The following is a 14,538-nucleotide window of genomic DNA, read 5'->3' as shown; positions in this document are numbered from 1 at the left end:
TGCTCTTTACTCCCACTTTGAAGAAGGTGGGAGTATTAGAGCTGGTAGTCATCGTATAAATTTCTTAGAATAATCATGAATATTACTCAATTTCACTTTATTTCTACTCCATGGACTACAAATCGTATAGATGAGTTACTTGTACATGTAGCTAGTGTTACAATTTTATCTTTTTCTGAAACTTTAACATCTATTTTTTCTTCTGATAGCTCTACTATGTGATCTAAAAACGCCTTATGTTCTTCTTCATTGTCAAACTTTATTTTAAAAGTATTATCTGTTTTTTTAGCATCATGATAAGAAAATATACTGTACTTTTGCCATCCATTCTCAGTATATATCCAAAAATACGGATTTTTCTCTACTACACCCACTTCTCTTATATCTTTTAAACTCCCTAACATAGAACCGTCCATTGCATTATGTCCATATAAAAATGTATTGTCATCAGTAAAGTCTTCACTTGCCATGCAGTCCAAAAAAATACTTCCTATATCATTTTTATCCCCTGAGAATGTATGCTTAATATAGTAAGTATTATCCTCATCTTTCATAATTGGATAATTGATATTAAGACATGGATAATAAATCCACCCCATAGTATCTGGATTTTCTTTCTTTAATTGTTTTAAATCTATATTTAAATTAGGTGCATCTTTATCGAGTAAATTTTCTTCAGAAGCTATGTCCATTGTTTTACGTAACCTTTCATATTCTTCTCCTGCCTTTTTATACTGCATCTTTAAAGCTATTACACTCCATATTCCATAAACTATAATACATATAGCAAAAATCATAATAATATTTAATATTCTATTACTCTTCTTTTTCTTATCTTTATCTTCACAATTCTCTTTATTATCTTTTTCAGATATTTCGTCTTTCTTCATTTAATATCTTCTCCTTCAATCAATCCATATTTAACCTTAATTCTCTCTAGCTTTTCAATCATAGGTTTACTTATAATCCATAAAAAGATAACAGTAGCTGTAGCATGTACCAAATCAACAGGAACTCCTGAAATGTATACAGCTAATAATCCTTTCCAAGTAATTCTTTTAGACATCATTACTAAAGAGGCTGGATTCATTATTCCTCCATATATAATAAATACAGACCAAAAACCATATATACACAAAGAACCTCTAGTTGCTTTTAACCAGCCTTTATTAAATAAAATCCCAGTAATAAATCCAATTATACCCATGGCAAACATTTGCCATGGAGACCATGGACCTTGTCCCATAAACATATTTGATACAATCATTGATACGGCTCCTACTAAAAAACCTGATTCTCCTCCAAAACAAACGGCAGATATAATCACTATGGCTGCTACTGGTTTAAAACTCGGAAGCATAAAAAATGCACCTCTACCAGCCACTGCAATGGCTGACAATGTAGCTATTATAACTAATTCTCTAGCCTTTGGCTTACGACTTTCAAATATCATAAAAAAAGGAATTGTGGAATAAATCACTATAACTAAACTAATAAACAAATACTTTCTATCATTTAAATATGTAATTCCTATCCACACAGTAATTGGAATCATTACTAATATTAAAAACATTGCAACCCACGTACGTTTGGGGATTTTTCTCTTTTCTTCCTTAGAAATTCTTATTCCTTCTTCAAAAATGTTGTTCTTTAATACCTCTTTGATATTTTTCTTATCTTCTTTCCAAAAATCTATATCAACTTCTGCTTTATTTTTATTTTCTAGAAACATGTCTAAAAATTCATCTATAGCTTTTTCTCTAAGCACTCTATCACATCCTTTACAGTAACTGCCTCTGGATAATGCTTTCTAGCCATTCTATTGGCAGCTGTAGTATAAAAACTATTTCCTGCAAAAAACTCTTTTGCCGTAGAAGTTGACACTATATGTCCTTCAAAGAATAATCCTACCCTATCTGCATATTGAGCACAAAATTCCACATCATGGGATATGAGCAAAATTGTAACCCCATGTTCTGTAAGTTTTTTTAGTATTTTTCCGAATTCTTGTTTGTAGTAATTATCAAGCCCCTTAGTAGGTTCGTCCATTAAAAGAATTTTAGGTCTTAATAAAAGTACCTTTGCGAGGGCAAGTCTTTGCTGCTCTCCACCACTTAAATCATAGGGATGACGCTTCATTAATCCTTCTAGTTTAGTCAAAGATATTATCCCATTTATTGCATCTTCTTTTTTCATATCAATTGGATAAGCATCACTTTTACGTTGTTTTCTTCCGTCAATCATCTCATACAAATCTGCTTCTACTGTATTTTTCACAAATAAACTTTGAGGATTTTGAGGTAATACTCCTAAAAATCCATTATAAAGCTCATTATCTGTATATTTTTCTAATGCTTTTCCATCTAACCATATTTTCCCTCTATATGGGAACCTTATACGTGCTAACATACTAAGTGTTGTACTTTTCCCGGTTCCATTTCCCCCTAACAATGCAAAAAACTCACCTGCCTTGACTTCCATTGACAAATCCTTTACAACGTCTGCCATATCTTTACCATATCTAAACCATACATCCTTTACCTTTATAGCCGGAATTTCTATATTATTTTTCATCTTTATACTATTTCTTGATACTCTTGTTTCTTCTATTTTTTTTAAATCAATACTCTTCTTATTCTTTACTATATTATCTATCCATCTTCTTCCTTCTCTTACCGTCAATGGACATATGTAATCATTATTTACTCCTGTATAAATTTGCATTGGCGTTGGCATCGATACAAACATATCATTGTTAAGTTCTTTTAATTTTTCTCCAATCTCTCTAGGAGTACCCTCAGTTAATATTTGTCCATTCTCCATAACGTATACCCTATCTGCAAAGGGAATTACATCCTCTAAACGATGCTCTGTCAGTATAATCGTTGTTCCTATATCCCTATTTATTTTCTTAACAGTTTCTAAAAAATCTGAAGCAGCAATTGGGTCAAGCTGTGAGGTTGGCTCGTCTAATATTAATACCTTTGGATGCATTGCCATAATTGAGGCTAAATTTAATAGTTGCTTTTGTCCACCTGAAAGTTCTCTAACATCCTTCATAAACCATTTTTGTATTCCGAAATATGATGCCATTTCAGCTACTCTAAGTCTAATGGTTTGAGTATCATACCCTAAGCTTTCTAAGCCAAAGGCTAATTCGTGCCATACCTTATCCGTTACAATTTGATTATCTGGATTTTGTAATACAAATCCGATCTCTGCACTTTGCATTCTTTCAGATACCTGTGATAATTGTGTTCCATAATATAGTACTTTACCACATTTTTTTCCATGAGGTTCTAGTACTGATTTTAAATGACGTAAAAGAGTACTTTTTCCACAACCACTTTTCCCGCAAAATACTATAAATTCACCTTCTTCAATGGACAAATTAATGTTATTGAGAGAAGCATATTGCTGTAACGGATAAGAAAAAGTAAGGTCTTTAATCTCTATAATACAATTCTTATCTTCCATGTTCTTTCTCACCTATCCTCTCTTCTCCCATCAATGTATATAAATAAGACGGAATATTCCTTTCTTCCTCTATTTTGCCATATAGCTTTTTCCATAATATAGCCTCGTAACCTTGCAAAATACATGGTATAAAACATATGGTTGCAAATGCTAACCAGGTGAAAATTACACCTACAGACAATGTCATTCCACCTATTTTAATCATAGGATCATATATTGCATTGGTATACCCAGCTTTCACCCCTCGACAAAATATTAAAAACAATATTCCTAGAATTATGAGCATTATTTTATCCCTTTTATCTAGTTTATATAAAGAAAAAGCTGTTCTTCCTTTTAATCCATAGCCTCTTGCCTTCATGGAATCTGAGGTTTCGATGGCATTCTCTAATGACCATGTAACTAAAATAGAAATAATTTTAATTCCATATTTTATTTTTTTTATAAAACCACCATTTTTAATGTCCCTTCCAACGCATTTTTGTCCATTTCTAATTTCTTTAACTTGCTCAATAAATTTAGGAACAAATCGTAAAGCCATAGACAATACTAGGGACATTGCTGGAATTATACGTCCAAATAGATAAATAAACTTGTCACTAGTCATTATTTCGTTATAACATGTGAACCAAAGTATAATTATAAATAAATTACATGCTAATACTATTCCATAAACAATAGCTTCTAAAGTAACTGCTCCTGTCTTTAAATAAAACAATGGTGTTACACCATAATGATTAAATGCAGGATTAACCAAAGCTACTATTATCATAGCTGGAAGAGTAAATAAAAAATTGAACTTTGCTACCTTCTTTAATCCCTTTAAAAGAACAGCATAAGATGATGCTGCTAAAAATGAAATAATCAAAACCATAGGATGTTGTGAAAACATAGTTATTCCTAAAACTAATAAAAAGAAAAGAAGATTAACTATAGGATGATAAGATGCAAATACGTCCCTTTTCTCTTCTTCCATATCACTCACCTACATATCCTCCAACATCTCTTCCTAAGTCACAAGTATACTTCCACTCAATATTATCTCCATCATTTACTTCATATTTAGAGCATCCGTAATTAGGATACCAACCATTTACCCTATACATCCAACCTGATAAACTCCCACAGTCAAATTCATAAAGTTGATTTATACCTTCTACATAATAGGAACTATACATAGGGGTAAAATTTGCCTCCATTTGTATATTAGATTCCTTGCATACTCTTCCAAGAATATCATAAACCGTTTCTCCTGGAGTAAATTCCACAGTTTTGCTTCCTAAAATCCAACCATTAGATGGAACAAAATCAGCTTTATTTTTGTTCAAATCATTCCTATTATTTAAAATTGTTCCGCATTCAATGGATATTGTACAAGTATACTTTTGGGAAGAATTATCTCTTGGAGAAACACTTGCTTTATCATCAGACTTTTCTTTTACACTAGCCTGTTCTTTTGAGTTTTCACTTTTCTCCTTTTGTGAATTTTCCTCACTTTTTACTTCTTTGTCCGATGTCTTTTTTGTATTACCGCCTAATAAATAATAAGTACCATCAGCTTCTCTAACTTCAAAAGTTAACTTAGTACATTCCTTATCTCCATTATTAGTGTTTTCAATCTTAACATCCTCCATTTTTTGAACTTTGCCATCGATATACTTGCAAAGCAAAACCTTATCAGCATCCCACTTTTCTGTAAGTATAATGCTCAATTGTACTGGAGCTGCCAACTGCATTTTATCAAATTTCATTTCTAGTCCAACTGTAGCATTATTAGCTGCAATTTTTATATCATCTAAATTTTCCTTAGAAAATTCTACTTTCAACTTTTGCTCTATAGGATTTTGAACTTTTTTTCCATCATAAAACCAAGTGTACTTAATTCCACTACTATCCATTCCTTCAAAAGAAAAAACCTTATCTACTCCAGATATTCCTGACATAATATCCTCTGATACTATACCATCTTCCGATAAGATATTTTTTTCTGATACTGTTATGCCCTGCTTGTCTTTATCATTATTACTATTCCTCTTACTATTAGGTTTACTGCAACCAGTAATAAAAAAAACTATACATATTAACAACGCAATTATTTTTAACCAAGTTTTGCGCATATTATTTTCCTCCCTGCGAAAATAAATTATATGTAAGAAATACACTAATGCTCAGCATATTTCTTACATATAAAAATACATTTTAACGAGCAATTTCCATAATTCTATACATGAGAATTAGCTTAGGCATCTGAAAATAAATAATAAGTCAAAGATGAGAAGTATATTTTGAGTTAGACAAGGAAACAGGTTCCGCAGATAATAGCACTATCTAAGGGTTCTGCTGACGCAGTATAACACGAAATAGACGAGCATTCTGACTTATTTATTTTTTGAAGATGCCTTACTTTAAAATTATTACTTTTTCTTTTTAAAGTAAATGCATACACCTACAACTGCAGCTCCACATAAAATACAAAGGGAATATGGTAAATGTTCTTTAAGTATTTTATTTGAACTTACCCTTGTATCTTCAGTTTTATTTACTTTTTCTTCCAATCCAGCATCTAAAGAATCCTCACTGCCTTCATATTCTTCACCTGTAAAATTCCAACCTTCTTCATCTTTCTTGGAATCTTTCGTAGTCTTTTTATCTACACTTTTCTTATCCTTTTTCTTCGCATTATCAGTAGTTTTTGAAACTTTTGGAACACTTTTTCCCTCTATAGCTTTACTTAAAATACTGGATATATTATTTTCAACTTTATTCACTTCTACTTCAGGTTCAGATTTTTCATTGTTAATTCCAGTGCCTGAATTATCTCCACTACCACCAGCTTTTATAGATAAATCTGACATATCATATAAAGAAGTTCTTTTATTTTTTAATCTGTTATAAGCAACTAACGCATAATAAGCTTGTTCTGTTGCCATTCCATCAACCATACCTGCTTCAGCACCACCATTATTGCCTGCTCCAACTTTTGCATGCATGAACCCACTATCTGATATATGATATTTAAGTATATTTTCCACTGACCAATAACCATTTTTAATAAATCTATGATCTGTCTCTGGATCAATTCCAAGAGCACAAAGAGCAGTAATAACTTGAGCATTAGATTCTGAAGTCTCTACACCACTAGTAGCAAATCCTCCATTTTCTAGCTGATTTTTACTTAAAAATGAAAGTCCTTTATTTATTGCTACAGTTACTTTTTCTCTTCCTTCTTTATTGTAATAAGGCGCAAGAGCTTGTAATGCCATTCCTGTTAAATCAACATCACCTGATTTTCCTGATAAATTCCATCCTCCATCACTTTTTTGATCCGAAAGAATATAATCTATTAATACTTCTTCTGTGGTCTGCTTTGATACTCCAGAAACTTCAGGAATAACATAATCTGGATTTGTTTTTAAAGCAATAAGAGCCCATATTGATCCATTAATTCCTTGCTTTTTAATCTCATTAAAGTCAGCTAAGTTAGCAAGTAAATTATATCCTCCAATATTCCTAGCATCTTTTCCTATGGCAGTCATAGCAGTAATAGCTTTAGAGTATTCAGTATATTTAACTGTATCTGTTAGCTTTCCATCCTTCTCTTTTAAGTAATTTACCATATGATTGTAATAAGTATTAAAATAATCACTATTTATGTCCATTCCACCTCTTGCTAAACCTATTACAAACCATTCACTACCCTTTGCAGGATTTTCATCAATAGAAAGAATATATCCTCTTGTTTCATTTAAAATGTCTTCAACACTTTTAGAAAGAGAGTTTGCCTTTGTAACTACTGCCACCTTACATTGGGCTTTAATACGCGAATTACTAGCTAAAGAAGCTGTAATTGTTACAGTACCTTCACTAATTCCAGTAACTACACCATTATTATCTACAGTAGCTATATTATCATTAGATGACTTCCATCTAATTTCTAGAGGTTCTGTAGCACTTTCAGGTAGCTTATGGGCTTTTAAAGATGTAGTTCCACCTTTTTCTACTTGTGCTGTAGAGGAAATAGAAATATCCTTTATAGCTACTGGTACATCAGCTAAAATCAATTTTCCAATGGAGCGAGAATGAACAGTCATATTATTACTTTCAGAATTATAAGTTGTATCTAGCTCCTTAGTTTTTCCATCTTTGACCATGAATATCTTTGGATTTTCCATAGAATCATATTCTGCTGGTAACTTAAAGGTAATTGCAACAGTCTTCTCTTGAGAATAATTAGATTTATTTCTAATATCCTCATAACTAATCTCTTTTGCAAAAACTATAGATGCTTTAGAAGAATCATAAGCCTTTTTTATCTGTTTAAGGAATTCTGTTTTTCCATTTACATCTGATACCTTAGTTTTTATATACCAAGGGCTTTCTACAGTAATACCTTCACAAGTATGAATGGCTTGTTCAATCCATTTTTCTGTAGCATCAATTTTACTTTTTGTATCCTCTGGAACTTCCATTATTCCTTCCATATCCTCATAAAAGGCTATAGCTTTAAGGAATTCTTGAATTTCCTTTGAATTAGTATCAACCTCTTTACTAGTATCTACTGCATCTATGGCGCTTGTAATCAATGATTGCAAACTACCTAATGCATTAGCCAGCTTGTTTTTAGCTTCTTCTGAAATAATACTTTTTTGTGCCTGAGTAAGCTCACCTTCATAAGCATTTCTGACAGAAATAACTAAGTCAATATCAGCTAATGTTACTTCATTAGGTAATTTTATCATCTTATCTTCTACATTTTTTACTTCTTTCTTTAAATCTTTTAAACGATTCTCAGCCTTGGAAAGCCGTTTTATATAAGGTCTTCCAACAAGCTTTTGATTTTTACTACTTAAAGCATCGTAATATGATCTTGCTTCCTGCACTTTGCTTTCATCCTCAAGTTTAAGAACTGATATAGAAGGCAAATCATTAATTTTAGAAATTACAGTTAGCACATCAGCTTTCTCTATACAAGCTTTTAGCTTACTTATTGCAGCATCAGATATATAAACTTTACTTTCCTCTTTTAAAGATTCAAACTCATCTCTAAGAGCATAAACTCCCTTAACATCTTTTATTTTCATATCAGCAGGATTTGGAAGTTCAAAAACTTTCTTTTCCATAGCTTCTGCTAATTCTTTGCCATTTCCTACAGTCACATGACAGATGGCATTAATTCCAGTTTTGGTTGTAGCTTTAATATCTACTTCACCTGATTTTTTAGCAACAACGTATCCATCTTCAGATACTGTAGCAACTTTTTCATCACTAGTTGTCCAAGTCACATTTTTTTCATTTGTAGTATTTTCAGGTATCCATTCTGCTACACTTAGTTGAAATGTATCATCTATTTCACAAGAAAGACTTGACTTATTTAATACAACTTCAGTTAAAAGTCGATCCTTTACTACAACATGACATGTAGCACTACATCCATTTATTGTACTTACTGTAATATCAGCCTCACCAACTGAAACTGGTAAAAGCTTTCCTTCCTCATCTACCTTTACTACTCTTTCATCTGAAGACTTCCATACTAGTTTACTAAAAGTAGTGTTCTTAGGATAAATAGATGCTTTAAGTTGCTTACCTTCTTCGTCTATATCTATAGATAGATTACTATCTGATAACGCTACAGATTTAGGATAAATAGCTTCCATAGAAGGAAGCGCACTTAATGCTGTATCCACTTCTGCTTGAGTTGCATCAAAGTTATTTAAAACCTTCATAGCTTTATCATAAGCCGCTTCACATCCATCTATAGTAAACCAAAGATCCTTTGCTTGATTTATTTCTGCTATCTTACATAATAATTTACTTCTATCAGCTGGAGTGTAATAAACTTTCCCACTACTTACGTCTTTACCACTTACGTCTGCTCCTGTTCCATAAATAGTAAACTGTAACCTACATACATCACCATTTTTAGGATACATATTGCCAATTCCTACGCCAGGGAATTCATTGTTAATAGAATATACCCATCCAGAAGTTCCTGTATAGGAAAACTCTGATAGCTTTGGTGCATAAGCATTAGTCAAATTATTATTTAATGTAAAATCTCCATTTGCCCTAGCCATCTTTAATATGGAATTAGGAATATTTAACTTCATATCTTGTGAATCTGCATTATGAATAGAAGCTAAATATGCACCATATTGAGTATCAGGAATATCATACCCATATCCCTGTGAATTTAAGAATCTCTTCAATAGAGAAGCATAGTTTTCCCCTTCTTTTATTGATATCATACTAGGCTCAACTACATATCCTTTACCTATTGAAAATCTCTCAACGGTAACTGTTACAATACCCTTTTCTGAATCTGCCCAAACAGGTTTACAATTTCCCAGAAAAGTAGTAACTGTCATAAATAGAAGCAAAAGAACTGCCGTTAACTTTTTAATTCTATCTTTTTTCTTATACTTCATTTTTTCAACCTCAATTCTATAAAAACCTACCTAGTATTAGTCTTGCATTTTTTTGCTGTAATAAATATACTGCTGCCTATAGCAATTAAAAGAAGCATAATTCCCATCTTTTGTGGTAAAACATCTCCAGTTTTAGGTGCTGATGAAGTTTTTCCAGAACTATTACTTACATTTTTACCTTTATCTGATGGCTGCAAGGTAGTTGTCTTTCCTTGTTTATCTGCACCGTTTTTATTTATATCCCCTTCTTTATTACCACCAATTGTATCATCATTCGATGGCCCTATTGTTTTAACAGCTTTGACACCTATTGCATACTCTCCGCTAATACCATCCATAGTAAAGGTAACATCACTACCAGATACACTACTATTTAAAATATTTACTCCATCATTTGATAACATAGCTAGATAAACATTTTTATTTGCAAAATCTTCATTAGTAAATATTGTAGCAACATAACCTTTTGCAGTAATATACTTCTTTAAACTTCCATCGGACATTATTTCAGAACCATCAATACTTATTGCTTTAATCATTGAAGCATCCTTATATTTAGATAAATAACTCTTTAACATATCATAGTTTTTATCTTCTACTTCCTTGATTTCTAATTCCACATCCCATGGAATATCGCCTGAAATTCTAACTACCTTGTTCTCTTCATTAAGTTGCTTTTTCTTTGCATAAATTTTATCTTTTAATCTTTCTAAACTAGCCACTTCATTTTCTAAAATACTTGCTGCACTTTCTGAACTTTTTTTCAACTCTTCAAATTTTTCTGATGCTAGTTTAATACCTTGTATGGTATCTCTTGAAACTAAATTTTCATCTGCATTCTCAGTTGCTTCAGTAAAATATTTCTTAACAGAATCAGCTTTTTTAAATGCTTCGTTCCATTCTTCGACACCCTTTTTAATACTAGTGATTTTATCCTTTATTCCAGATATACTATCTAAGTATGTCTTTGCATTTTCATTTTTGTTATATGCATCAAGAATTTCCTTTGCATAGCTTACTTGATTTGCATTCATTGGAATATTAAAGTTTTTAATTTTTTCAACTAATGGCTCTAAGTATGCTTCTATATAACCTTCATATTCCTCAGCTATGAGTACATCCTCTGATAATTTTGTCACTAAGGCCTCTCCATTTTCCATTGCTTCAATAGCAGCTTGTTGCTCTGGTGTTAAAGCATCGTATGTAGCTTTAGCCTTTGCAATCTTTTCAATTTGCTTTGGAGTAATTGTAATTTCTTCTGCTTTTCCATCAAGTATTTTCTTTAAACTACTTGGTTCTGGTAATTCCTTAATTTGATTTACTACATTTTCAATCTGAAGCTTGTTAAACTCCTTTTCTGAACTTACCAGTACGGAATAATTTTTAACTAAAGCTTTTTGGTCTTTAGTTAATGCTTCATACATAGCTCTTACTTCCTTCAAGAAAGGTCCATCTAAGATAGTAACTCCCTCTTCTAATTTCTTAATTTCCGTAATAACTGGAGTTGCTACTTCTAAATTAATAACACGATTAACAGCTTCATTTAAAGTCTGTACTGTTTCGCCTGAAACCCACTTAGAAACTTCTTCACCTAAGCCATCAACCTTCTGCTTTAAGTCCATAATGTTGTTTTTATCCTCTAACTTAATATAATCTATATCCTTATACTTTAAAATTTCATTAGTTAACTTCTCTGCATCTTCCTTATGTAGCTTTTCTTCACTTTCAATGAAAGCAATAGCCTCATCTAAAACATAACTATTATTTACATAATGTTGTAATAATGTCATTCCAACTTCTTTTCCTGGAACACGAACACGTTTTAATCTATCGTAAGCACTTTTTGCAGATTCTACTTTAGCTTTATCTGCATAAGTTAACTTTTTTATATCTGAAATTTCTTCAATTTGCTTTATAACATCCTCTACTTCCTTCTTTTCTTCCTCTGTCCCCATGAAGGTGTTAGGTTTCCAACTTTCATCAGCTAAACCTACTAAATCATATAAAGCATAATAATCTTCTCCCATGCCAAGGGCATTACCAGAGTTTTTATTATATAATTCTTCCAGCTTTTCTCTTTGTGCATCTATTTGCTTTTGAATTATTGGATTTGTTTTAACTTCCTTTGCTTTTGCTAAAAGTTTCTCTACCTTATCTAAAGTAAGAACTTGAGCTGTCCAAACATTATCTCTATTAACAACTCCTCCTAGGCCTATAATAACTTGTGTATTATAGTTACCTTGATCTCCTGATTCAAATGCAAAGGCTCCATTTTCATCTTGACGTTTCTCTATTAAATCTAATGGAGAAACTCCATCTACCTTCCAATCTTCATCTTCTATATTAATTCCTGCAGCAGTAAGTCCCATTATTACAGAAGCATGACTAGAAAGGTTACTATTGGAATAGTAAGGGTTTTCGAAGGCTACCTTATCTGTACCAGAACCATCTTGACTTAGCTTCATACCTTCAACAGCTATTGCGCTTTTTTCAGCAACTCCTTCTACATCTAAATGGTTTTGAATTGCTGCAAGAGCCCAACCACGCATATCTAAATCAAAACCCTTACTACATGCTTGGTTAGCTACAATTTTAACTAAATCCTCATCATAACATCCTGCAGCATCTAGTGCATATAATGCCCAAATATTACAGGCAAAAGGTCCATAAGACCCCTTTTCATCTCTAAGATTCTTAAGTCCTTCTACATAGTTTACACCGCCATAATTATATGGATTTTCTCCAATCATAGTTAGTTCTAAAATAATACCAGCATAATCTGTAGCTTGATTTAGTCTATGCTTCGTTACATCATATACATAGTATCCATCTAAGCTTTCATTAGCACTAGTCATAGCAAAAATATCCCAATATGCTTCATTCATTTTATCTTTTTGTTTATTTTTGCATCCATCAATAGCGTTCTTTAATATTGTTGAAGCTTTTTCCTTTGTCTTCTCATAATCGCCTGATGTATCCTCGGAATCTGGCCTCTTAATTGCAACAGTATAATTATTTGTAAATCCATCTAAAGAAGTAGCCTTAAATATAACCTGATGCACTTTTGAAGGATCTGCTTCTACAGTATTATTTGTAACTCCAATAGGCTTAGAATCAATTCTATTTAAATAAACTTCAACATTACTTCCTGTTCCTGGAATAAAATTTAAACTTACATTAGAATCAAAGGAATCAGGTATAAGATAATAATCCTTTATATTTTTCTCATAAGATTTTGTTACTTTACCTCCAGTAACCTCTAGCTTGTCTAGGATTGCATCCGTAATCTGCCAGTTAATGTTTATATTATGCAATGCCTGAGCACCTGTATCCCCATTAGCCGGAATAACACTAATTGGAATTGCATCATTTTTATCACTATCTAATTTTAAAAAGTATCCTCCATCAATGACTTTACTATTTGGTATAAATACCTCTGCCGCTGGATCATTAGTTTCTACTTGCATATATACATAGGGATTTGAAGAAGTTAAATTAATACTTGCTTTTTCATCAACTTTATTAGTAGACAATAGCTCTGCAAATCTATCTGTTCCATGAGCTTTATCATTAGCTCCTTGAAATATCTTTACAGATTTTATAGAAGTATCTGTTCCTTTTGGAACTTCATAGGTGTTTTCTCCATCTCTATATAGTAAAAGAGTTATTCCTCCAAGTATCTCTGATCTTCGTTCTTGGAAAGCTTCAATTGAACTTGTAGTAAGCTGAATTATATTTAATCCTTGTTTTAAAGCAAACTCTTCACTTATTTCATTGCCACCAATTTGTTTCCATGGTCCTCCATTCAAGCTAATTTCATAGGAATTTGTCCTATAAAACCCATCTTTACAACCTTCATAAAAAGCATCTTTAGATGATGTCACTGATTTTTCTAATTGCAATCTTATAGATGAAGTACTGTCTGGAATTTTACACTTTTCATCTTCTCCACAAACTCCGATTCCCTTAGTTTTTGTCATAATTTCGTTGCCATATTGATATTCATCAGCTAAGGGCTTAGAAGTTTTTCCATCTAATATATTAATTTTATCTGGCCAGTTATTATTTAAATCCCTGGCAGATTTTTTAAAGGAAACTACTAAATAATTTTCTTCTTTCTTATCTCCATCTTCTACTGTTATTTTAAATACATTGGTTCCCCCGGCAGCTTTTATAAAATTTTCCATACTTGAATTTTTTTCCAGGCTACAGAAGGGATTATTTTCTTTATTTTCAACTAGTTTATTTTGGTCATTAAGTTTATAACCTTTATCATAGTTAATAGATAAATCTTTTTTAGATTTATTCTCTGGATCTGTCATATCCTCAATAGTAATTTTTGCTGTATTTGATTTTCTAGTACCTGTAATTCTTAAAAATCCAAGAGTTCCACTAGAAATATCAGCGTAATAAACATTATCTGTACCTTCTATCTTATTGGCTTGTGAAGCCTTCCATGAAATTGAATTCTGCATCTGCATCCCACATGCTACTATTAAACTGGTTAACTCTGTAGATTTACTAGATTCTTCATCTTTAGCAAAGACTTTAACAGGAATTGCTGTTATAACAATACACATTACGCATAGATATACGATAAATCTTTTTATTTTATTCATTTTCTCCCCCAAAT

The 14,538-nt window shown here is 31.8% G+C and carries 7 protein-coding genes; all 7 read right to left on the bottom strand.

The genetic code is table 11. The features are described 5' to 3' along the window. Positions 1-92 precede the first annotated feature (92 nt). The gene (gene srtB, locus ABDZ93_RS08630; RefSeq protein WP_343825551.1) at positions 93-890 is read right to left on the bottom strand and encodes a class B sortase; all 798 of its coding nucleotides are present in this window, start codon (positions 888-890) and stop codon (positions 93-95) included. Then, positions 887-1,768: an ECF transporter S component gene (locus ABDZ93_RS08625; protein WP_343825549.1), complete on the bottom strand. Its 882-nt coding sequence runs from the start codon at positions 1,766-1,768 to the stop codon at positions 887-889. The genes srtB and ABDZ93_RS08625 overlap by 4 nt, the downstream gene beginning before the upstream one ends. Then, positions 1,747-3,477 carry an ABC transporter ATP-binding protein gene (locus tag ABDZ93_RS08620; protein ID WP_343825547.1) on the bottom strand — a complete coding sequence of 577 codons (1,731 nt, stop codon included), beginning with the start codon at positions 3,475-3,477 and terminating at the stop codon, positions 1,747-1,749. Before ABDZ93_RS08620 ends, ABDZ93_RS08625 begins: the two co-directional genes overlap by 22 nt. After that, positions 3,467-4,453: an energy-coupling factor transporter transmembrane component T gene (locus ABDZ93_RS08615; protein WP_343825657.1), complete on the bottom strand. Its 987-nt coding sequence runs from the start codon at positions 4,451-4,453 to the stop codon at positions 3,467-3,469. Before ABDZ93_RS08615 ends, ABDZ93_RS08620 begins: the two co-directional genes overlap by 11 nt. 1 nt (position 4,454) lies before the next feature. After that, positions 4,455-5,594 (bottom strand): DUF4430 domain-containing protein, encoded by a 1,140-nt coding sequence (locus ABDZ93_RS08610; protein ID WP_343825545.1) that lies wholly within the window; start codon positions 5,592-5,594, stop codon positions 4,455-4,457. Positions 5,595-5,891: 297 nt separating this feature from the next. Beyond that, positions 5,892-9,905 (bottom strand): Ig-like domain-containing protein, encoded by a 4,014-nt coding sequence (locus ABDZ93_RS08605; protein ID WP_343825543.1) that lies wholly within the window; start codon positions 9,903-9,905, stop codon positions 5,892-5,894. Positions 9,906-9,931: 26 nt separating this feature from the next. Next, a complete protein-coding gene (locus tag ABDZ93_RS08600; protein WP_343825540.1) occupies positions 9,932-14,524 on the bottom strand; it encodes a synaptonemal complex protein 1 in 4,593 nt (1,530 codons plus the stop codon). Positions 14,525-14,538 lie beyond the last annotated feature (14 nt).

Source organism: Clostridium subterminale (genome assembly GCF_039521425.1).
Lineage (GTDB): Bacteria > Bacillota > Clostridia > Clostridiales > Clostridiaceae > Clostridium_J > Clostridium_J subterminale.
Note: the sequence above shows the minus strand (reverse complement) of the source record. Positions and strands in the feature narration are given on the sequence as shown.

Excerpts from the sequence above, each read along its gene's own strand:
- srtB (WP_343825551.1), bottom strand. The coding sequence starts at position 890 with ATGAAGAAAGACGAAATATCTGAAAAAGATAATAAAGAGAATTGTGAA.
- ABDZ93_RS08620 (WP_343825547.1), bottom strand. The coding sequence starts at position 3,477 with ATGGAAGATAAGAATTGTATTATAGAGATTAAAGACCTTACTTTTTCT.
- ABDZ93_RS08615 (WP_343825657.1), bottom strand. The coding sequence starts at position 4,453 with ATGGAAGAAGAGAAAAGGGACGTATTTGCATCTTATCATCCTATAGTT.
- ABDZ93_RS08610 (WP_343825545.1), bottom strand. The coding sequence starts at position 5,594 with ATGCGCAAAACTTGGTTAAAAATAATTGCGTTGTTAATATGTATAGTT.
- ABDZ93_RS08605 (WP_343825543.1), bottom strand. The coding sequence starts at position 9,905 with ATGAAGTATAAGAAAAAAGATAGAATTAAAAAGTTAACGGCAGTTCTT.
- ABDZ93_RS08600 (WP_343825540.1), bottom strand. The coding sequence starts at position 14,524 with ATGAATAAAATAAAAAGATTTATCGTATATCTATGCGTAATGTGTATT.